The following is a 19,282-nucleotide window of genomic DNA, read 5'->3' as shown; positions in this document are numbered from 1 at the left end:
CGACCCCAACCGTTCCGGCCTCCGTCCTGTCGGTGCGGGGCCGAGCCGGGGTTCGGTCGGATCGCATGGTCAGCGGCTGATCATTGCGACGACGGCCTGCAGCGCAGCCGGAATGGCGTCCCCGTTGGGTCCGCCGCCCTGGGCGAGGTCGTCCTTGCCGCCGCCGCCGCCGCCGAGAATGCCCGCGACGGTCTTAGCGAGAGCACCGGCCTTGTGTCCGACGTCCCTGGCAGCCTGGTTGGTGGCGACAATCACGACCGGCTTGTCGGCGGCAACGGCCGAGAGCGCCACGACGACCGCGTCGGTGCCGAGGCGTTCCCGGGTCGCGAGGGCCAGCAGGCGCACGTCGTCCGGAGAGCCCAGCACGCCGAGATCTTCGGCGACGACCGTTACCGCACCGATCCGACGAGCCGTGGCCAGCAGGGCGGGAACCCGGTCGGTCAGGGCGCGGGCTTCGAAGGCGGCGATCTTTTTTTCCGCCGCTTTCAGACTCGTGACCAGGTCGCTGATGCGATCGGGGAGCTGGTCGCGCGGTGTCTTGAGGCTGGAGGTGAGCTGGGACACCAGCATCCGCTCGGCGGCGAGGTCGCGGAAGGCTTCGAGGCCAACGAGCGATTCGACTCGCCGGTTGGTCGATCCGACCGAAGCCTCGCTGATCAGGTTGATCATGCCGATCTCGGCGCTGCTGGAAACGTGGGTGCCGGCACAAAGTTCGCGCGACCAGGGGCCACCGATGTCGACGACCCGCACGACGTCGCCGTACTTCTCACCGAACAGGGCCATGGCGCCAAGTGACTTCGCTTCCGCCAGGGGCAGCTCCCGGGTGGAGACCGGCAGGTTGTCGCGGATGGCGTTGTTGGAAATCTCTTCGATCTCGGTGCGGGTCGCCGGTGACAGCGCCTGGTTCCAGGAGAAGTCAAGACGAAAGAAGCCCGCCTTGTTGTACGAACCGGACTGGTGGGCGTTCGGGCCGAGCACCTGGCGCAGGGCCGCGTGCAGAACGTGGGTTCCGGAGTGGGCTTGGCGGGCACCGCGACGCCAGCTTTCGTCGACCACGCTGGTTGCGCTGTCGCCCACGGCGACCTCACCGGCCTGCACGAGCACCTTGTGGCTGATCAGCCCCTTGACCGGCTTCTGCACGTCGAGCACCTTGAGCTCGTAGCCGGGGCCGACGATGAGGCCGGCATCCGCTTCCTGTCCGCCGGATTCGGCCCACAGGGCGGTTTCGGCGAGGATGACCTCAGCCGTCTCGCCGGCGACCGCGCTCGTGACGGACTCGCCGTCGACGATGAGGCCGAGCACGCTCGACTCGTTCTGTAGGTCGTCGTAGCCGGTGAAGACGGTCTCGCCGAGGGCGCGGAAGGCGCTGTAGACGCCGAGGTCGGCGAGGGTGGTCTTCTTGGACTTCGCATCGGCCTTCGCCATAGTGCGCTGCTTGGTCATGAGCACGTCGAACGCGTCGCGGTTCACGCTCAAGCCGGCCTCTTCGGCGATCTCGAGGGTGATCTCAATCGGGAAACCGTAGGTGTCGTGCAGCAGAAATGCGGTGGGGCCGGCCAGTTCGGTCTTGTTGGCCTTCTTCGTCTTGGCCACGGCGAGGTCGAGCACTGCACTGCCGCTCGCGAGGGTACGCAGGAAGGTCTCTTCCTCGGCGAACGCGGCCTGGCTGATGCGACCGAAGTCGCTTTTCACCTCGGGATACGCGGCGCTCATGGCGTCACGGGAGGCTGGCAGCAGTTCGGGCAGGCTCACGGTGTCGACGCCGAGCAGACGCATGGCGCGCACGCTGCGCCGCAGCAGGCGGCGGAGGATGTAGCCGCGCCCCTCGTTCGACGGCATGACGCCGTCGCTCATGAGCATGAGGGAGGAGCGCACGTGGTCGGCGACGATGCGCATGCGCACGTCATCGTCGTGGTCGGCGCCGTAGCGTCGGCCCGACAGAGCGGCCGCGCGATCGAGCACCGGGCGTACCTGGTCGATCTCGTACATGTTTTCGACGCCCTGCTTCAGGAAAGCAACACGCTCAAGGCCCATGCCGGTGTCGATGTTCTTCCTCGGCAGGTCTCCGAGAATCTTGAAGTCGCTCTTACCGGTGCTTTCGCCGCGCAGGTACTGCATGAACACGAGGTTCCAGATTTCGACGTAACGGTCATCGTCGGTGGCCGGTCCGCCGTCCCTGCCGTAGGCGGGGCCCCGGTCGAAGAAGATCTCCGAGCAGGGGCCGGCCGGCCCGGGCTGGCCGGTGGACCAGTAGTTGGATTCCATGCCGAGGCGCTGGATGCGGTTTTCCGGTACGCCGAGCGCGCGCCAGTAGCGATGTGCCTCATCGTCGTCGAGGTAGATGGTGACCCAGAGGTCACTTTCGCGAAAGCCGTAGCCGCCCTGGTTCTCCGGGGTGGTCAGCAGCTCCCAGGCGAAGCCGATGGCTTCCTCCTTGAAATAATCTCCGAAGCTGAAGTTGCCGTTCATCTGAAAGAACGTGCCGTGGCGGGGGGTCTTGCCGACCTCTTCGATGTCGTTGGTGCGAATGCACTTCTGCACGCTGGTGGCGCGCGGGTACGGCGCGGGAACGAGCCCGGTGAGGTAAGGCACGAACGGCACCATGCCGGCCACGGTGAAGAGAAGGGTGGGGTCGTCGCTCACCAGGGACGCGGACGGCACAACGGTGTGTCCACGATCGGCGAAGAAGTCGAGCCAGCGCCCGCGAATGTCAGCAGTCTGCATGGTGTCCGTTTGTTCATGGTGCATGAATGTGGTGGTGCTTCAAATCAGGGTGCTTCGGCGCTGTTTCAGCGCTGATTCAGTGCGGCTTCACCTCAGCGGATGCCTACGGGGCGCCGGTCACCGGCGCACCGCCAGCGGCGTCATCGCCCAGGGCGGCGTGCAGCTCCGCCTCGCGCTGGCGGTATCCCTCGGACATGGCCTCGCCGAATTCACGTGCTTTGGTGTCGAGTTCGGTGAAAAACGCCTTGCCCTGCTGGGTCTTGTTCACCTCGTGGGCGACCACGAAGCCCGCGGCAACGCCGATGACCAACCAGATGACGTTCTTCATGGCGTTTCTCCCTGAATCTGCGCGGCTTGCAGCCGCAGACAATAGAACAGAATTGAATGAAGCCGCAGCACCGCTAGCCGAAGCTGTCGATAAGTGGGGCGCGAGAATATCAACGCCGTGTCCAGAGTAGCCGGTCAACTCCGATTGCGCCCGGAGCGCGGCCTCCCGGCGCGAAAGGCCGCCCGCACGCCGGCCGAGAAACCGGCGAGCTTGATCAGCGGCCCACCGACGGTCGCCGCGAACAACGCGACGAGCGCTGAGACGTTACCGGTGACATCCGCTACGTTGCTCGTGATGGTGTCGACTCGCGCCAGCTGGTGGTTGGTGGAGCGAATGGTCTCGGTCGTCTCGGTGAGAATCGGGGTGATTCCGTCGCTGAGTTCGTGAATGGCCGCGGTCGTCTCGTCGAAGACCCGGCCCAGTTTGACCAGCGGGATGGCGATGAACGCAACCAGGATCGCGAACACGCCGGCTGCGACGAGGCCGGCAATATCTCCACCTGACACGGTGACTCCACTCTGTTCGAGGGCTCGGCGCGAGCCCGGGTATGCAAAAAGGGCGGATCCCCCTGAGGTGATCCGCCCTTCAGCGTAGCGGTTGTGTTATCGAGCTGCGTAGTACTCCACGACGAGCTGAACTTCACAGGTCACGGGGATCTCGATGCGCTTCGGGGCGCGCACGAGGCGGGCCTGAAGCTTGTCGAGCTCAACCTCGAGGTACGGCGGGAGCTTGGGAAGCAGGTCGACGTGTCCGCCGGCTGCTGCAACCTGGAAGGGCTCCATGCCCTCGCTGCGAGCCTTGACGTGCATGAGCTGGCCCGGCTTCACGCGGAAGGAGGGCCGGTCAACGAGCTCTCCGTCAACGAGGATGTGACGGTGCACGATCATCTGGCGAGCCTGCGCCGTGGTGCGCGCAATCGCGGAGCGAACGAGGAGGGCGTCGAGACGGGTCTCGAGGATCTCCACGAGGTTCTCACCGGTCAGTCCCTGACGACGACGAGCCTGCTCGAAGGCAATCTTGAGCTGGGCTTCGCGGATGCCGTACTGGGCGCGTAAGCGCTGCTTTTCGCGCAGACGAACGGCATAGTCCGAATCGGTCTTGCGCTTGGTGCGGCCGTGCTCACCGGGTGCGTAGGGGCGCTTCTCGAGGAAGCGGGCTGCCTTCGGCGTGAGGGCAATGCCCAGGGCGCGCGAGAGGCGAGTTTTACTGCGGGTACGTGACTTGGTAGACACGGTTTCCTTTCAATCGGACTCAATAACAGGGATACCAGGGCGGGTGTCGACAGAGTCGTCACCGGTCATGGGAGATCAGAGGATTGGGTGCCATGGGACGTTCGGCTACAGAACGATTCCCCTCCAAACCGGAAACGGACGCAGCCGCATGCCGAAACCAGTTGTAGGCAGAGTCAAGGTTAGCATACGAGAACCCACTCACTGGTTGCGTACGATGCGCCGGATTTTGAGGAGGCGGGCGGAGATATCGCGTTCGTGGCCGTGCTCGGTCGGTACGTAATACTGGGTGCTTTTCAGTTCGGTCGGCGGGTACTGCTGGGTGACCACGCCGAGGGCGTCGTCGTGCGGGTACAGGTAACCCTTGCCGTGCCCGAGCCGCTTGGCCCCCGGGTAGTGCGCGTCGCGCATTCCCTTGGGCACGCGGCCCATCTTCCCGGCCCGCACGTCGGCGATTGCCGCGTCGAGGGCCATATAGGCGGCGTTGGACTTGGGGGCGGTCGCGAGGTGCACGACCGCCTGCGCGAGGGGAATCCGGCCCTCCGGCATGCCGATCAATGCCACCGCGTCGGCGGCGGCCACGGCGATCACAAGCGATTGGGGGTCGGCCATGCCGATATCCTCCGAGGCGAGGATGATGATGCGGCGACAGATGTAGCGCGGGTCCTCACCGGCCTCGATCATGCGGGCCAGGTAGTGCAGCGCGGCGTCCACGTCGCTGCCGCGCACCGATTTGATGAAGGCACTGATCACGTCGTAGTGCTCGTCGCCGTTGCGGTCGTAGCGCAGCAGCGCCCGATCCACCGCGAGCGAAACGATGTCGGTCGTGATCACTGGCTTCCCCGTAGCGCCGGCTTCCAGCGTTGATTCCGCCGAAACGGATGCCGCCTCCAGCGCGGTCAGCGCCCGCCTCGCATCGCCGGAGGCGAGGCGGATGATCGCGCCCCGAGCCTCCGGCTCCAGTTCGAACCGGTCGGCCAGGCCGCGCGCATCCGTGACGGCGCGATCCACAACGATGCCGAGGTCGTCGTCGCTGAGCACTTCGAGGGTGAGCAGCAGCGACCGGGACAGCAGGGGCGAGATTATTGAGAAGGAGGGGTTCTCGGTAGTTGCGGCGACCAGAATGACGACGCCGTTCTCGACCCCCGGCAGCAAAGTGTCCTGTTGAGCCTTGGAGAAACGGTGGATCTCGTCGAGAAACAACACGGTGGAGAGCCCATACAGGTCCCTATTGGTGCGAGCGTCTTCCATCACCTGGCGCACGTCCCGCACGCCGGCCGTCACGGCGGACAGCTCGACGAAACGGCGTCCCGAACTGTGCGCTATTGCCTGGGCCAGGGTCGTCTTGCCGGTCCCTGGCGGTCCCCACAATATGACCGACACGCTGCCGCGCTCCCCTGTCTTATCGCTCGCGAGACTCACCAGGGGTGAACCCGGCGTCAGCAAGTGGCGCTGGCCGGCGACCTCGTCCAGGGTTTTTGGGCGCATTCGTACGGCGAGGGGGGTCGCACCACTGCGCAGACCCGGTTGAGCATCCGACATTCCTCCAGCGTAGTTTGTGAGAGAGTTCTACGAGGTCGGGCGCGTTGACGCCTGGTTGCTTTTTGTACGGTCGTCGCCAACCCCGACGGCCCCGGAGGGGTTCCCAGTGGCTTCGAATTACAAGATTGAGCGTGCAGCACGTGAAGAGCGCGGACGTGTTCGTTCCTACCAAGCCCGGCGCGCGGTGCACGAGCATCAGCAGAAGCGTCGCGTGCGCGACAATCTGATCGCCGGCGGCGGTTTGCTCGTCGTGCTCACCTTGATCGTCGTCGCGCAGGTCTTCTACTTCGACGGTGGCCCCGGCACCCCGGCACCGACAGCAGCCGCGAGTGCAACTCCAACGCCCGCAGCCACCGCAGCGGCCGGTGAGAACTCGGGTGACGTGCCCGCGAGCACCCTCGCCGAGGGACGCACCTGGACCGGCACACTCACCCTCAACGACATTCCGCTGAGCATCGAACTCGACGGTGCGCTCGCACCGCAGGCGGTGTCGTCGACCATCAGCCTCGTGCAGGGTGGCGTCTACGACGGCCTCACCTGTCACCGCCTCACGGTAGAAGGCATTTTCGTGTTGCAGTGCGGCGACCCCGCCGGCGACGGCACGGGCGGACCGGGCTACAACTACGGCCCGGTGGAGAACGCCCCGGCCGACGATTCTTATCCGGCGGGAACGCTGGCGATGGCCCGCTCCGGTGACAACGGCTTCTCCAACGGCAGCCAATTCTTCATCGTCTATGAAGACAGTACGATTCCGTCCGATTCAGCCGGCGGCTATACCGTGCTCGGCAAGATCACGAGCCGCCTCGACGCGGTCAGGGCGCAGATCACCGATGCAGGCATCAGTGCTGACGGCGTCTCTCCGGTCGTGCCGACGACGATCACGGCGATAACAGTTCAGTAGGATCGATCGATCCCCCTGCGCTATTGCAATAGGCTTATCAGGGTATTTCTTAGGTTTCGCACTCGTCACTCCCGCGGATCCACACAACAACTCAGCAAAGGTGAGGCTCTTGACTACGACAGATCAGCAACCATGGGGTCGCGTAGACGAAACCGGCACGGTTTATGTGCGCGAGGCAGCCGGCGAACGCGCGGTCGGCCAGTACCCGGATGCCACTCCGGAAGAGGCCCTGGCCTACTTCGAACGCAAGTATGTTGAGCTCAACGGGCAGGTCACCCTGCTTGAGCAGCGTGCCAAGGGTGGCGCTCCCGCCGCAGACATCGCCAAGTCAGTGGCCAACCTGACCGTTGCCGTCGCCAACGCCAATGCCGTGGGCAACCTCGCCGCACTGGCTGAGCGTCTCGGCGCCCTCGGCGGGGCCGTCAGTGAGCTCACCGAACAGCAGAGCATTGAAACGAAGGCTGCATCCGCTGCTGCCGTCGCCGAGCGAGCCGAAATCGTGGCCGAGGCCGAGCGCCTGGCCGCCGAAGATCCCGCCAAGACACAGTGGAAGCAGACCAGCGCTGCCCTCGACGCCCTGTTCGCCAAATGGCAGGCGCACCAGCACGACGCTCCGCGCATTCCCAAGGGCGAAGCCAACGACCTGTGGAAGCGTTTTCGCGCCGCACGCACCACGATCGAGCAGAACCGCAAGGCGTTCTTCGCGGAACTGGACAGCGCTCACAAAGACGTTCGTACCAAAAAGCAGCACCTGATCGAACAGGCCGAGGCCCTCGCCCCCCAGGGTGCCGACGGCGTCTCCGCCTACCGCAACCTGCTCGACGAGTGGAAGAAAGCCGGCCGCAGCGGCAAGAAGCAGGACGACGCCATGTGGGCGAAGTTCAAGGCCGCCGGCGACGTGCTTTACTCGGTCAAGAGCGAAGTTGAAGCTCAGGACAACGAGGAGTTCTCCGCAAACCTCGTGCTCAAGGTCGAACTTCTCACCCAGGCCGAGACCCTGCTCACCACGACCGATCGCAATGCCGCACGCGACACCCTCACCGCGATCCAACGCAAGTGGGACGAGATCGGCAAGGTCCCCCGCGATCAGGTCAAGCCGATCGAGGATCGCCTCCGCAAGGTGGAGGCCGTAGTGCGCAAACTCGACGACGACCACTGGAAGCGCAACAACCCGGAAACCAAGGCCCGCACCGAGGGCCTGGCCGGTCAGCTGAACGACGCCATCGCCAAGCTCGAGGCAGAACTCGCCACGGCGCAGAAGGGTCAGAACGCCCGCGCCATCAAGGACGCCACAGAGGCACTCGAGGCCCGCAAGGCCTGGCTCAAGGCGATCGGCGAGTAGTCCGCGCGAGCAGCATTCGCGGTTATCCACAATTCCGCGCCGAGCTCAGCTTCTCCACAGGTCCAGGCTCCTTCGGGGGCCCGGACCTGTTTAAGCGACATTCTGGTGGCATGACAACTCCACGAGACCGAGTGCTCACGGTCAACGACCTGGCGCTTGCCGAACTCTACGGCGCCCGCCTCGACGGGCAGGTTTTCCAGGTCGCCGACTCTTGGTGCGTGATCGACGAGATAGACGGATGCTCCAGTCGGGCCGTCGCCGCCAGCCAGCTGGTTCCGCCCCGCGCCATCGCCGAGCAGCTCACGGCCGCGTGGATTTACGGTGTGGCACCGGAGCCCCGCCGTCACCAGTTCTGTGTTGTGATCGGGGCGCGCACAACGGCACTGTGGTCGCCGCGGGCTCAGGTGCGCGAGATCGTGCGCACTCCCGATGACGTGCACACCATCGCTGGCGTCCGCATCACCACTCCCCTGCGTACCGCCGTCGATCTTGCCCGTTACACGCCGACGTCAACGTCGCCGCTGACGAACGACCTGACGCTGCTCCTGGCCCGACTACTGCATTACGGCCAGTTCACCGACGTCGCGGCCGCCGTGCGCCTGTGCAAACGCGGCAGTCCGGCCCACAGCACCCTGGCCGTTGCCCGGTTCGCGGCCGTCAGCGCCCCACTCAGTGCCCTGCGGCACAGCACGGAGCCTGGCCCGCCGGTCCCGCCGGTTAGCCGTCGCTGACCCGGTAGACGTCGTAGACGGCATCAATGCGCCGCACGGCATTGAGCACGCGATCGAGGTGGGTGGTGTCCCCCATCTCGAAGACGAACCGGCTGAGGGCCAGGCGGTCGCTCGAGGTATTGACGGTGGCCGAGAGAATGTTCACATGGTGCTCCGACAACACGCGAGTGACGTCGGAGAGGAGGCCGGACCGGTCGAGGGCTTCAATTTGAATGTGCACCAGGAACAGGCTTTTCGAGGTGGGCGCCCACTCCACCTCAATCATGCGCTCGGGTTCCTTGAGCAGGGACTGCACGTTGTGGCAGGCGGCCTGGTGCACCGAGACGCCGGCGCCGCGGGTGACGAAGCCCACGATCTTGTCCCCCGGCACGGGCGTGCAGCACCGGGCGAGCTTGACCAGAATGTCGGGCGCACCGCGAACGAGCACCCCAGAGTCACCGTTGCGGGTCGTGTGCGGCCGACCTCGTGCGGCGACCGGAAAGTCGTTGCTGTCGATGTCTTCGATGCTCTGCACCGACGAGACGACCTTCTCGAGCACGGACTGGGTGGAGACGTGCCCCTCACCGACGGCGGCGTAGAGCGCCGACACATCTTCGTACTTGAGCTGGGCCGCGACCTCCGCGAAGGAGTCCTGGTTCATCAGTTTCTGCAGCGGAAGGTTCTGCTTGCGCATGGCGCGCGCGATCGCGTCGCGGCCCTGCTCAATGGCTTCGTCGCGGCGCTCCTTAGTGAACCACTGCCGAATTTTGTTGCGCGCTCTGGGGCTTTTGACAAAGTTCAGCCAGTCTTTGCTGGGGCCGGAGTCGGGGTTCTTGGAGGTGAACACCTCGACCACGTCGCCGGTGATGAGCTCACTCTCGAGCGGCACCAGGCGGCCGTTGACCTTGGCTCCCATGGTGCGATGGCCCACCTCGGTGTGCACGGCGTAGGCGAAGTCGACCGGGCTGGCGCCGGAGGGCAGGCCGATGACGCGGCCTTTCGGGGTGAAGACGTAGACCTCTTTGGCGCCGATCTCATAGCGCAGCGAGTCGAGGAACTCGCCTGGATCGGCCGTTTCCGCCTGCCAGTCTGAGATGTGAGCGAGCCAGGCCATGTCGGTGTCGCTCTGCGGGCCGGGTCCGCCGGCACTTTTGCCGTTGACCTGTTCCTTGTATTTCCAGTGCGCGGCGACGCCGAATTCGGCACGCTGGTGCATCTCGGTTGTGCGGATCTGAATTTCTACGGCGCGACCGCTCGGGCCGAGAACCGTCGTGTGCAGCGACTGGTACAGGTTGAACTTGGGAGTGGCGATGTAGTCCTTGAACCGGCCGGGCAGCGGCGTCCACCTGGCATGGATGGATCCGAGCACCGCGTAGCAGTCCCGCACGGAGTTCACGAGGACGCGAATACCGACGAGGTCGTAGATCTCATCGAAATCCCGACCACGCACGACCATCTTCTGGTAGATCGAGTAGTACTGTTTGGGGCGCCCGGCGACCTTCCCGCGAATGCGGGCCGATTTGAGGTCGTCGTTGATGGTGTCGATGACCTGCTGCACGAATTCTTCGCGCTGCGGCGTGCGCTGCTTGACCAGGCTTTCGATTTCGGCGTAGAGCTTGGGATACAGCACCGCGAACGAGAGGTCTTCGAGTTCCCACTTGATGGTCTGGATTCCCAGCCGGTGCGCGAGGGGCGCGTAGATCTCCAGCGTTTCTGTGGCCTTGCGCACGGCGGATTCGTTGGGAACAAAGCCCCAGGTACGGGCGTTGTGCAGTCGGTCGGCGAGTTTGATGATGAGCACTCGGATGTCTTTGGACATGGCGACGATCATCTTGCGCACGGTTTCGGCCTGGGTTGAATCGCCGTATTTCACCTTGTCGAGCTTGGTGACCCCGTCGACGAGCATCGCGATTTCATCGCCGAAGTCGGCTCGCAGGGCATCGAGGGTGTAGTCGGTGTCTTCGACGGTGTCGTGCAGCAGAGCTGCAGCGATGGTTTTGGTACCGATTCCGAGGTCGGCCAGAATCTGTGCCACGGCGACCGGGTGGGTGATGTACGGTTCGCCGCTCCGCCGCAGCTGACCGTCGTGCGCGCGCTCGGCGGCCGTATAGGCACGTTCAATGATCGACAGGTCTACCTTGGGGTGGTTCAGTCGCACCGTCTTGATCAGGCGGTCGACGGCTCCGGCCGGCTGGGCCCGGGAGAAGATGCGCGGAACCAGACGGCGCAGCGACGCCGGGGAGGGGGTCGTCGTGTCCGTCATCGTCTCACCTCGTCACGCCCGTCGAAAGACGCTGAAGGGCTTTGCGTTGTATCAATTATGCCGGTTCCCGGGGCGCCGTCCGTACGCCCTTGGCAGAACGTAGGGCGGGGGCCTACGCAAATTTCGGACGAAAAGGAAAGAGCGGGGCCCCTACCCGATTCCCTTTTGGTGGAAAATTTACTCCGGCCCGGTACCAAAACGGCCAGCCCTGCTGGGCTGGCCGTGTCGGTTGTTTCAGGTCAGGCTAGGCCGTGACGCTCTCCGCGGCCGGAGCCGAGGCTTTCGCACGGGCCGCAATGGCTTTCTTGTCGTGCTTGCGGATGGCGTCCTCACCGTTTCGCAGCTGGGCGTACAGCGGCGAGGCAATGAAAATGGTCGAGTAGGTGCCGACCAGAATTCCGATGAGCAGGGCAAGTGAGATGTCGCGCAGGGTACCGGCGCCCAGCACGAACGCACCGATGAACAGAATCGACGCCACGGGCAGAGCCGCGACGACGGAGGTGTTGATGGAACGCACGAGCGTCTGGTTGACGGCGAGGTTGACCGATTCGGAGAAGGTGCGGCTCGAGCCTGACCCGTCGAAGTTGGTATTCTCCCGAATTTTGTCGAAGACCACGACCGTGTCGTAGAGCGAGTAGCCGAGAATCGTCAGGAAGCCGATCACCGCGGCCGGTGTGATTTCGAAACCGGTGATTCCGTAGAATCCGGCGGTAATGACCAGGTCGTGAAGCAGCGCGACCATGGCCGCCACCGACATCTTCCAGGTGCGGAAGTAGATGGCCATGATGATGCCGGCGAGTACGAGGAACACGACGAGGGCGCGCAGTGCCTGCCCTGTGATGTCCTGCCCCCAGGTTGCTCCGATGAACGAGGTGGCGACTTCAGCGACCGGCACGTCGAAAGCGGCGGCGAGAGCGTCACGCACTCCGGTCGTCTCGGTTTCCGACAGCTGGTCGGTCTGCACGCGCACACCATCCGAGCCCACGGTGGAGACCTTCGGAACAGCATCGGGAACGACGCTCGCCACGGCATCCGTCGCGATGCTCTCGGACTGGCTCGTGGTCTGCGAGACGACGAACTGGCTTCCGCCGGTGAACTCGATACCGAAGACGAACCCGCCGCGCAGCAGGAACGGGCCGACCAGGGCGATAAGGATCATGCCGCCGGCGATCAGGTACCAGAGCTTGCGACGTCCCACGATGTTGAGCGACCGAGCGCCCGTGTAGAGGTCATTTCCGAATTGCGAGAAGCTGGCCATCAGGAATCCTTCCCGTCCGTCGATCGATCAGTGCTGGTACCGACAAGTTCAGACGCTTTGCGCTCGGCGATGGTCTGTCGTTTTGCCGCTTCCTTGCTCGAGGACGAGACCTTGGTCGGCGAGATCGACGCCGAGGGCTCGAACCGAGCCCGTCCGCGGTACACGGCACCGAGCGCGCGCGGGTCGAGTCCGCTGAGCTTGTGGCCCTCGTTGAAGAATTTCGTCTTGGCGATCAGCTGCAGTATCGGGTGTGTGAACAGGCTGACCACGAGGAGGTCGACGATCGTGGTGAGGCCGAGGGTCAGGGCAAAGCCCCGCACGTTGCCGACCGCAAGCACGAACAAAACGGCGGCGGCGAGGAAGTTGACGACGTCGGAAGCGACAATGGTGCGGAAAGCGCGCTTCCAACCGGCTTCGACCGACGATTCCAGACCACGACCATCGCGCAGTTCGTCACGCACGCGTTCGAAGTAGACGATGAACGAGTCGGCGGTGATACCGATGGCCACGATCAGACCAGCGACACCCGCCAGGGAGAGCCGGTAACCCTCACGCCAGGAGAGGATGGTGATGAGCAAGTAGGTGATCACCGCTGCGACTCCGAGCGAGGCCACGGTGACGAGTCCCAGCAGACGGTACTGTGCGAGCGAATATATGACCACGAGGATCAAACCGATCAGGCCGGCGATGAGGCCGTTGAGCAGCTGCGTTGAGCCGAGCGTCGCCGAGATGGTGTCCTGGCTCTGCACGGTAAAGCTGATCGGAAGAGCACCGAATTTGAGTTGGTCGGCGAGGGCCTTGGACGTCTCCTGATCGAACGACCCGGTGATCTGTGGCTTGCCGTCGAGAATGGCAGCTTGCGTGGCCGGGGCGGAGATCACGTGCCCGTCGAGCACGATCGCGAATTGGTTCTGCACGCCGGTGAGGTTGAACAGGCGCTGGGTGACATCGGCGAACTTCGAGGTTCCGTCGTTGTTGAAGACGATATTGACGGCCCACTCGCCGGTGGTCGCACCGCTCTGCGTGGTGCGCTGGCCACTGGTCGCGTCCGCGATCGTGGAACCGTCCACCTCGACCGGGCCGAGGATGTACTTGACCGAGTCGTCGGACTCGCAGGTGATGAGGGGGGCATTCGCCGGAGCCACGTTGGTCGTGTTGATTTTGCTGCAGTCGAAGGCGTCGTACTCGGCCTGGAGCGCTGGGGTGACGTAGTTGAGGTCACTCGCGTCCGTCGGCTCGACGGCGGGTGTGGTCGACAGGGTCGGATCGACAGTCGCCTCCGGTGCCGGCGTCGCTGTGCCGTCAGCGCCGACGGTCTGGCCGGACGGCTGGCCCGCGACGAGCACGGCCCGAAACTCGAGCTTGGCCGACGACTTGATTCGCTCCAGGGTGGCGTCATCGGGGGTGCCGGGTATCGACACCACGATGTTCTGCCCGCCCTGGGTGTTGATCTCCGACTCGGAAACGCCCGAGGAGTCGACGCGCTGGCGAATGATGCCCACGGCCTCACTTAGTTGGTCCGACGTGACCGTCTGCCCGCTCTCGAGCTGAGGAGCCAAAATGATCTGCGTTCCACCCTCAAGGTCGAGCGCCAGCTTCGGCGTCCACGATCCGTTCTGGGTGAAGACACCGAAAGCGTTGAGAGCGATCAGGCCGACGATGAGTACGCCCAACCAGGTCAGGGAACGCCAGGCCTTTTTGGCCGGAGACGACGACTTAGCCACCTATGAACTCAGCTTTCTGTTGGCGCCCACGCCAGAATGCGTGGGCGCGCCGCGTAATGCAGGACGTATGTCGTGATGCAGGTCAAGCCAGGCGAGGAAGACCTATAAAGCAGGAGCTACGCGTCGCCCTTTTTGGGCTGCTCGGTGGTGTCGGTGTCGGTGTCGGCAACACGCTGGCCGAATTCCGGTTCACTGAGCGAATCGATGCTGTCAACGTGGGTGTCGTCGAGATCCTCTGCAACGACCGGCTCGACCACGCGAGCGATGGTCTGACGGTGGATTTCAACGATGACGCCGGGCGCGATCTGCAGTTGGACCTTGTTGGCCTCTTCATCGATGGCAATGATCGTGCCGTACATGCCGAAGTTGGTCATGACATCGGCGCCGGGAACCATGGTGGCCTGCAGGGCCTCCTGGTCTTTCTTGCGCTTACGGCCGTTGCGGAACATGAAGAAGACGAGAACGGCCAGAACGGCCAGCATGACGAGAGTCAGATTATCCATGGAGCGGTGAAACCTTCCGATTGCGGCGCGGGTGGCCGAAGCTTGTGAGTGTGGGCCAGACTAACCCACCGGCACGTGCCAGCGGATCGATCAGGTGTCGTCTTTCCCAAGTACGGCTTTTCAGGTATGGCCGATGTAGGTATAGCCGTAATTGGTATAGCCGTAATTGGTATGGCCGTAATTGGTATGGCCGTAATTGGTATAGCCGTAATTGGTATAGACAGACGGGCCAAATTGAATTATAGGTCAATAAGCGTTGCACTGCCCGGTATGGTCAGGCCAGGCGGAGAGGCCAGACCAAAATGCTGCCACGCTGCGCTGGTGGCAACGCGCCCTCGCGGGGTGCGCGTGAGGAAGCCTATCCGTACCAGGAACGGCTCCACGACCGCCTCCACTGTTTCGGACTCTTCACCGACCGAGACGGCGAGCGTGTTGAGGCCGACGGGCCCACCACCAAAGCGGGTCAGGATGATCTTCATGACCTCGCGGTCGAGTCGATCAAGGCCGATCGCATCGACGTCATACAGCTCGAGGGCCGCGTGCACGGCCGCTATGTCCGCCGCTCCCCCGTGCACGAGGGCATAGTCCCGTACCCGCCGCAGCAGGCGGTTCGCGATTCGCGGTGTGCCTCGGCAGCGGCCGGCGATCTCGGCGAGGGCATCCGCTTTGATCGGCAGACCAATCAGCTGCGCGGCCCGACCGAGCACCTGTTCAAGCTCGTTCTCGGCGTAGAACTCGAGGTGCGCGGTGAAGCCGAATCGGTCGCGCAGGGGGTTCGGCAGGAGCCCCGACCTGGTCGTGGCCCCGACCAGGGTGAACGGCGCCAGGTCGAGCGGAACGGAGGTGGCGCCGGCTCCCTTGCCCACCATGATGTCGATGCGAAAGTCTTCCATGGCGAGATAGAGCATCTCTTCGGCGGAGCGGGCCATGCGATGGATTTCGTCGATGAACAGCACTTCGCCGGGCACCAACGACGACAGCACAGCCGCGAGATCACCGGCGTGTTGGATGGCGGGGCCGCTCGACATGCGCAGCGGGCGGTTGCCCTCATAGGCGACGATCATCGCCAGGGTGGTCTTGCCGAGGCCGGGTGGGCCAGCCAGAAGGATATGGTCGGGCGTGCGATTCTGCATCGTTGCGGCGGTCAGCAGAAGCTGCAACTGCCCGCGGACCTTCTTCTGGCCGACGAATTCAGCCAGGCTCGCCGGGCGCAGCGCGCCCTCGAAGGCCAGCTCCGATTCGCTCTCGAGCGAGGGATTGCTGAGTTCGGCGGCGGGGTGCTCGACGGCTGCAGGGTTGGCGGCGGCGTCGCGGGTCATGAACGATCCTTGCTGGTCGAAGCGGCGGCCGCTCCTGTGGCATGGTGCGCTGCCGGGCCGAGGCGGCCGAGGGCCAGTCGGAGCACGGCGGCGACCGCCGGCGGGGCGGAGTCGGCACCGGCGGCATCCGCCAATTCGGTGAGAGTGTCGTCGACGGCCTCGGCCGCGACGCGTTCCGACCAGCCGAGGCCGATCAGTGCCGCCTGCACGCTCGCAGCCACGGAGGTGGCTCCCAGCGGGCGGGTCGGCGTGCTGGCGGGCGTCACGGCAAGCTTTCCGGTGAGGGAGAGCACGATGAGTTTGGCTGTCTTCGGCCCGATGCCGCTCACCTTGCGGAACGCGCCGTCATCGTCGCCGGCGACGGCCTGCGCGATCTGGTTGGGCGTGAGCACGGCCAGCACGCCGAGGGCCGATTTGGGGCCGACACCGGTGACTCCGACGAGCAGTTCGAATACCGTGAGTTCCTCGGTGGTGAAAAAGCCATACAGGGTGAGCGAGTCTTCGCGTACGATGAGCGTCGTCATCAGCCGGGCTTCGTCGTTGATGCGCACGCCCAGGGCAGTGGCCGGCGTCACCTGCACGGCGAGGCCGATACCCCCCACTTCGACGACCACGGTTGAGCCGAGGGCTGAGAGGACGAGGCCACGTACGGAAGAGATCACTGCTTAAGACTACGGGGCACCACTGACAGTGCCGGTACAGACACCCCTGGCATCGACCCACGCTCAGCGGCCCGCCATGCTTTCTGGGCCGGGGTGAGTGGCCCGGGTGTGACGGTCGCTGTGATCGAAGCTACGGTCGGCAGGGTGCCGCCGGAGGCGCCGGTGCGCCACGCGTGGCAGATGGCGAGGGCGAGGGCATCCGCTGCGTCGGCCGGTTTGGGAATCTCGGTGAGGCCGAGAATGCGGGCGACCATGGTGCCGACCTGTTTCTTGTCGGCGGCCCCGTAACCGGTGATGGCGGCTTTCACCTCGCTCGGCGTGTGCAGGGTCACCGGCACGCCGCGCTGGGCGGCCATCAGCAGGGCGACGCCGCTGATCTGGGCTGTCCCCATGACGGTGCGCACATTGTGCTGGGCGAAGACCCGCTCAATGGCGATGAACTGCGGCCGGTGCCGGTCAAGCATCTCTTCCAGCCCCTGGGACAACAGCAGCAAGCGCTGCTCCAGGGGAAGGCCGGGCGCGCTCCGCAGCACGGTCACGTCCACCAGGCGGGCCGACCGGTTACCTTCTACGTCGACGACGCCGACACCGCAGCGGGTGAGGCCCGGGTCGATGCCGAGAACCCGGACCGCCACCGAACTACTCGGACTCGCTCGCGAGGGCGGCCTGCACTTCAGCAGACAGGTCATAGTTGGAGTAGACGTTCTGCACGTCATCGAGGTCTTCCATCGCGTCGATCAGGTGGAACACCTTGCGTGCGGTTTCGGCGTCGACCTCGATCTTGAGCGACGGAATGAAGGCGATGTCCGCCGACTCGTAGTCGATTCCGGCTGCCTGCAGCGCGGTGCGGGTGGCGACGAGGTCGCCAACGGCGGAGTGGATCTCGAACGTGTCGCCCTCGTCGATGACCTCCTCGGCACCGGCATCGAGAACGGCGAGCATGATGTCATCCTCGGTGATCGTCGGCAGGTGCTTGACCACCACGACGCCCTTCCGGTGAAAGTTGTAGGCGACACTGCCCGGGTCGGCCATGGCTCCGCCGTTGCGGGCCATCGCGGTTCGAACTTCCGCGGCAGCGCGGTTCTTGTTGTCGGTGAGGCACTCGATCATGATTGCGACGCCGTGCGTAGCGTAGCCCTCGTACATGATGGTCGTATAGTCGACCTGTTCACCCGACAGTCCGGCACCGCGCTTGACGGCACGGTCGATGTTGTCGTTGGGTACCGAGGTCTTCTTGGCCTTCTGAATGGCGTCGACCAGAGTGGGGTTACCCGAGAGATCTGCGCCGCCCAGTCGGGCCGCGACCTCGATGTTCTTGATGAGCTTGGCGAACGCTTTGGCCCGACGCGAGTCGGTGACCGCCTTCTGGTGCTTGGTGGTGGCCCATTTGGAATGCCCGGACATACATCTCCCGTTGTTGTGCTACGTCAAAAAATAAGTGAGCGCTGCGAAGTTGGTGCACGCTTGGTGCCATTCCAGTCTATCCCGGAGTGACTTCGAGCAGCTTGTGCAGCGTGTGCAGGTTGCGCGTGGTGGTCGTGTCGCGGTACTTGAGCTTGGCGCTCTTCTTGCTGAAAGCGCTCTTGATGCCGACAGCCTTGCGCACCTCCCAGTACAGCACGCCATGGCCGAGTTCGATGCGTTCGTCGGACGCATCGAGTTCCTTGGCGTGGCCGGCGAGTTCGCTGAGATGGCCGGGGTCGGAGGAGAACATGACATAGGAATGCCAACCATCGTGGTCCGCGTTGAAGGGGTAGGCACGCACGATTCGGTCGAGCGATTCGGCGTCGACGAGCACGATCCACGCCTCATACTCGAACCGGGCGGTCAGGGCGGCTTCGATGCGGGACTTGAGGGCGGCGGCATCCACTCTGTTAATTGGCGGAGTGTCGACGAGCGGGCTGTCGATACTGAAGAGCACGTTGCCACTCGCCAGCACCGTTTTGACGTCGGTGTAGCCGAGTTCATGAAAAGTGTCGGCGAGATCGGCCATGGCAACGGTGATGCCGTTGACGTTGATGCCGCGGAGCAGTGCTACGTAACGGGTCATCGTTGACCACCGGTTGTCTGAGTCATGTCTGAACCCTAGCCACACTCACGCGCCCGGCACAAATGAGCATCTCCTCACCTGCGACGGCGACTCAGTTTCTGCAGGAAATACCGGTGAAAACGGTCTTCGCCGGTGATTTCCGGGTGAAAGGACGTGCCAAGCAGGTTTCCCTGCTCCACGGCGACACAGCGACCGTCGTCGAGGGTGGCCAGGGCCGTCGCTCGCGGGCCGACGGTCTCAACGACCGGAGCCCGAATGAAGACGGCGTGTACCGGCTGCTCACCGAGCACCGGAATGTCGAGGTCGGTCTCAAAGGACGCCGTTTGCGAGCCGAAGGCGTTGCGGCGCACACTGATATCGAGCCCGCCGAGACTCTGCTGCCCGTTCATGCCGTCGAGAATGGTGTCGGCGAGCATGATCAGGCCGGCGCAGGTACCGTAGACCGGAAGCCCACCGCGGATGGCAGCCCGGAGCGGCACGGCGAGGCCGAACGTACGGGCGAGTTTGTCCATGACGCTGGATTCACCGCCCGGAATGACCAGACCGTCGATCTGGTCGAGTTCTTCCGGACGGCGAACCAGGTCAACGCTTGCTCCGAGCTCACGCAGTACCTGCGCGTGTTCGCGAAAATCGCCCTGCAGCGCGAGCACCCCGACGCGCAGTCCTGCCGGTACGGCGGTAGCGGTCGGTCCGGTGCCCACGGAGAGGATCGTCACGAACGGATGCG

18 protein-coding genes are annotated in these 19,282 nt (G+C 64.5%); 3 read left to right on the top strand and 15 right to left on the bottom strand.

What is annotated here, in order from left to right:
- Positions 1-69 precede the first annotated feature (69 nt).
- From alaS to BMW72_RS04480, 5 genes are all read right to left on the bottom strand, one after another.
- Positions 70-2,724, bottom strand: coding sequence for an alanine--tRNA ligase (gene alaS / locus BMW72_RS04500; RefSeq protein WP_092108143.1), 2,655 nt, complete (start codon positions 2,722-2,724; stop codon positions 70-72).
- Between the two features lie 103 nt (positions 2,725-2,827).
- On the bottom strand, positions 2,828-3,052 hold the full coding sequence (locus tag BMW72_RS04495; protein ID WP_092107731.1) for a hypothetical protein: 225 nt from the start codon (positions 3,050-3,052) through the stop codon (positions 2,828-2,830).
- A 134-nt stretch (positions 3,053-3,186) separates the two neighbouring features.
- Entirely contained in the window at positions 3,187-3,558 is a 372-nt protein-coding gene (locus BMW72_RS04490) for a DUF948 domain-containing protein (protein WP_092107729.1), read from the bottom strand.
- Positions 3,559-3,654: 96 nt separating this feature from the next.
- Positions 3,655-4,284, bottom strand: a complete 630-nt coding sequence (rpsD, locus tag BMW72_RS04485) for a 30S ribosomal protein S4 (RefSeq protein WP_092107727.1) — start codon at positions 4,282-4,284, stop codon at positions 3,655-3,657.
- A 198-nt stretch (positions 4,285-4,482) separates the two neighbouring features.
- Positions 4,483-5,823 (bottom strand): replication-associated recombination protein A, encoded by a 1,341-nt coding sequence (locus BMW72_RS04480; RefSeq protein WP_092107724.1) that lies wholly within the window; start codon positions 5,821-5,823, stop codon positions 4,483-4,485.
- A 106-nt stretch (positions 5,824-5,929) separates the two neighbouring features.
- Between BMW72_RS04480 and BMW72_RS04475 the strand changes: the two genes are divergently transcribed.
- The 3 genes from BMW72_RS04475 to BMW72_RS04465 all read left to right on the top strand — a co-directional run bounded on the left by BMW72_RS04475 (position 5,930) and on the right by BMW72_RS04465 (position 8,797).
- Positions 5,930-6,724 (top strand): peptidylprolyl isomerase, encoded by a 795-nt coding sequence (locus tag BMW72_RS04475; RefSeq protein ID WP_092107721.1) that lies wholly within the window; start codon positions 5,930-5,932, stop codon positions 6,722-6,724.
- A gap of 109 nt (positions 6,725-6,833) precedes the next feature.
- Entirely contained in the window at positions 6,834-8,066 is a 1,233-nt protein-coding gene (locus BMW72_RS04470; protein ID WP_092107719.1) for a DUF349 domain-containing protein, read from the top strand.
- 110 nt (positions 8,067-8,176) lie between these two features.
- Positions 8,177-8,797, top strand: coding sequence for a type IV toxin-antitoxin system AbiEi family antitoxin (locus BMW72_RS04465; RefSeq protein WP_134360296.1), 621 nt, complete (start codon positions 8,177-8,179; stop codon positions 8,795-8,797).
- Here the strand turns inward: BMW72_RS04465 and BMW72_RS04460 are convergent.
- The 10 genes from BMW72_RS04460 to pdxT form a co-directional block, all read right to left on the bottom strand.
- Complete coding sequence (locus BMW72_RS04460; protein ID WP_092107715.1) at positions 8,784-11,039, bottom strand: RelA/SpoT family protein; 2,256 nt, start codon at positions 11,037-11,039, stop codon at positions 8,784-8,786. The genes BMW72_RS04465 and BMW72_RS04460 overlap by 14 nt on opposite strands.
- Before the next feature lie 244 nt (positions 11,040-11,283).
- Positions 11,284-12,297 (bottom strand): protein translocase subunit SecF, encoded by a 1,014-nt coding sequence (secF, locus tag BMW72_RS04455; protein WP_092107713.1) that lies wholly within the window; start codon positions 12,295-12,297, stop codon positions 11,284-11,286.
- Complete coding sequence (gene secD, locus BMW72_RS04450; RefSeq protein ID WP_092107711.1) at positions 12,297-14,021, bottom strand: protein translocase subunit SecD; 1,725 nt, start codon at positions 14,019-14,021, stop codon at positions 12,297-12,299. Before secD ends, secF begins: the two co-directional genes overlap by 1 nt.
- A 116-nt stretch (positions 14,022-14,137) precedes the next feature.
- Positions 14,138-14,524 (bottom strand): preprotein translocase subunit YajC, encoded by a 387-nt coding sequence (yajC, locus tag BMW72_RS04445; protein ID WP_092107709.1) that lies wholly within the window; start codon positions 14,522-14,524, stop codon positions 14,138-14,140.
- A 239-nt stretch (positions 14,525-14,763) separates the two neighbouring features.
- Positions 14,764-15,843, bottom strand: a complete 1,080-nt coding sequence (gene ruvB / locus BMW72_RS04440) for a Holliday junction branch migration DNA helicase RuvB (protein WP_092107707.1) — start codon at positions 15,841-15,843, stop codon at positions 14,764-14,766.
- Positions 15,840-16,505: a Holliday junction branch migration protein RuvA gene (gene ruvA, locus BMW72_RS04435; protein WP_092107705.1), complete on the bottom strand. Its 666-nt coding sequence runs from the start codon at positions 16,503-16,505 to the stop codon at positions 15,840-15,842. The genes ruvB and ruvA overlap by 4 nt, the downstream gene beginning before the upstream one ends.
- A complete protein-coding gene (gene ruvC / locus BMW72_RS04430; RefSeq protein ID WP_166787692.1) occupies positions 16,502-17,194 on the bottom strand; it encodes a crossover junction endodeoxyribonuclease RuvC in 693 nt (230 codons plus the stop codon). The genes ruvA and ruvC overlap by 4 nt, the downstream gene beginning before the upstream one ends.
- A complete protein-coding gene (locus BMW72_RS04425; RefSeq protein ID WP_092107701.1) occupies positions 17,145-17,909 on the bottom strand; it encodes a YebC/PmpR family DNA-binding transcriptional regulator in 765 nt (254 codons plus the stop codon). Before BMW72_RS04425 ends, ruvC begins: the two co-directional genes overlap by 50 nt.
- A gap of 76 nt (positions 17,910-17,985) precedes the next feature.
- Positions 17,986-18,555 (bottom strand): DUF1697 domain-containing protein, encoded by a 570-nt coding sequence (locus BMW72_RS04420; protein ID WP_092107699.1) that lies wholly within the window; start codon positions 18,553-18,555, stop codon positions 17,986-17,988.
- A gap of 74 nt (positions 18,556-18,629) precedes the next feature.
- Positions 18,630-19,265: a pyridoxal 5'-phosphate synthase glutaminase subunit PdxT gene (gene pdxT / locus BMW72_RS04415; RefSeq protein ID WP_241983852.1), complete on the bottom strand. Its 636-nt coding sequence runs from the start codon at positions 19,263-19,265 to the stop codon at positions 18,630-18,632.
- Positions 19,266-19,282 lie beyond the last annotated feature (17 nt).

This window comes from Cryobacterium luteum, assembly GCF_900110125.1.
Classification (GTDB): domain Bacteria; phylum Actinomycetota; class Actinomycetes; order Actinomycetales; family Microbacteriaceae; genus Cryobacterium; species Cryobacterium luteum.
Note: the sequence above shows the minus strand (reverse complement) of the source record. Positions and strands in the feature narration are given on the sequence as shown.

Excerpts from the sequence above, each read along its gene's own strand:
- alaS (WP_092108143.1), bottom strand. The coding sequence starts at position 2,724 with ATGCAGACTGCTGACATTCGCGGGCGCTGGCTCGACTTCTTCGCCGAT.
- BMW72_RS04495 (WP_092107731.1), bottom strand. The coding sequence starts at position 3,052 with ATGAAGAACGTCATCTGGTTGGTCATCGGCGTTGCCGCGGGCTTCGTG.
- BMW72_RS04480 (WP_092107724.1), bottom strand. The coding sequence starts at position 5,823 with ATGTCGGATGCTCAACCGGGTCTGCGCAGTGGTGCGACCCCCCTCGCC.
- BMW72_RS04465 (WP_134360296.1), top strand. The coding sequence starts at position 8,177 with ATGACAACTCCACGAGACCGAGTGCTCACGGTCAACGACCTGGCGCTT.
- BMW72_RS04460 (WP_092107715.1), bottom strand. The coding sequence starts at position 11,039 with ATGACGGACACGACGACCCCCTCCCCGGCGTCGCTGCGCCGTCTGGTT.
- secF (WP_092107713.1), bottom strand. The coding sequence starts at position 12,297 with ATGGCCAGCTTCTCGCAATTCGGAAATGACCTCTACACGGGCGCTCGG.
- yajC (WP_092107709.1), bottom strand. The coding sequence starts at position 14,524 with ATGGATAATCTGACTCTCGTCATGCTGGCCGTTCTGGCCGTTCTCGTC.
- ruvB (WP_092107707.1), bottom strand. The coding sequence starts at position 15,843 with ATGACCCGCGACGCCGCCGCCAACCCTGCAGCCGTCGAGCACCCCGCC.
- ruvC (WP_166787692.1), bottom strand. The coding sequence starts at position 17,194 with ATGACCTGTCTGCTGAAGTGCAGGCCGCCCTCGCGAGCGAGTCCGAGT.
- BMW72_RS04425 (WP_092107701.1), bottom strand. The coding sequence starts at position 17,909 with ATGTCCGGGCATTCCAAATGGGCCACCACCAAGCACCAGAAGGCGGTC.
- BMW72_RS04420 (WP_092107699.1), bottom strand. The coding sequence starts at position 18,555 with ATGACCCGTTACGTAGCACTGCTCCGCGGCATCAACGTCAACGGCATC.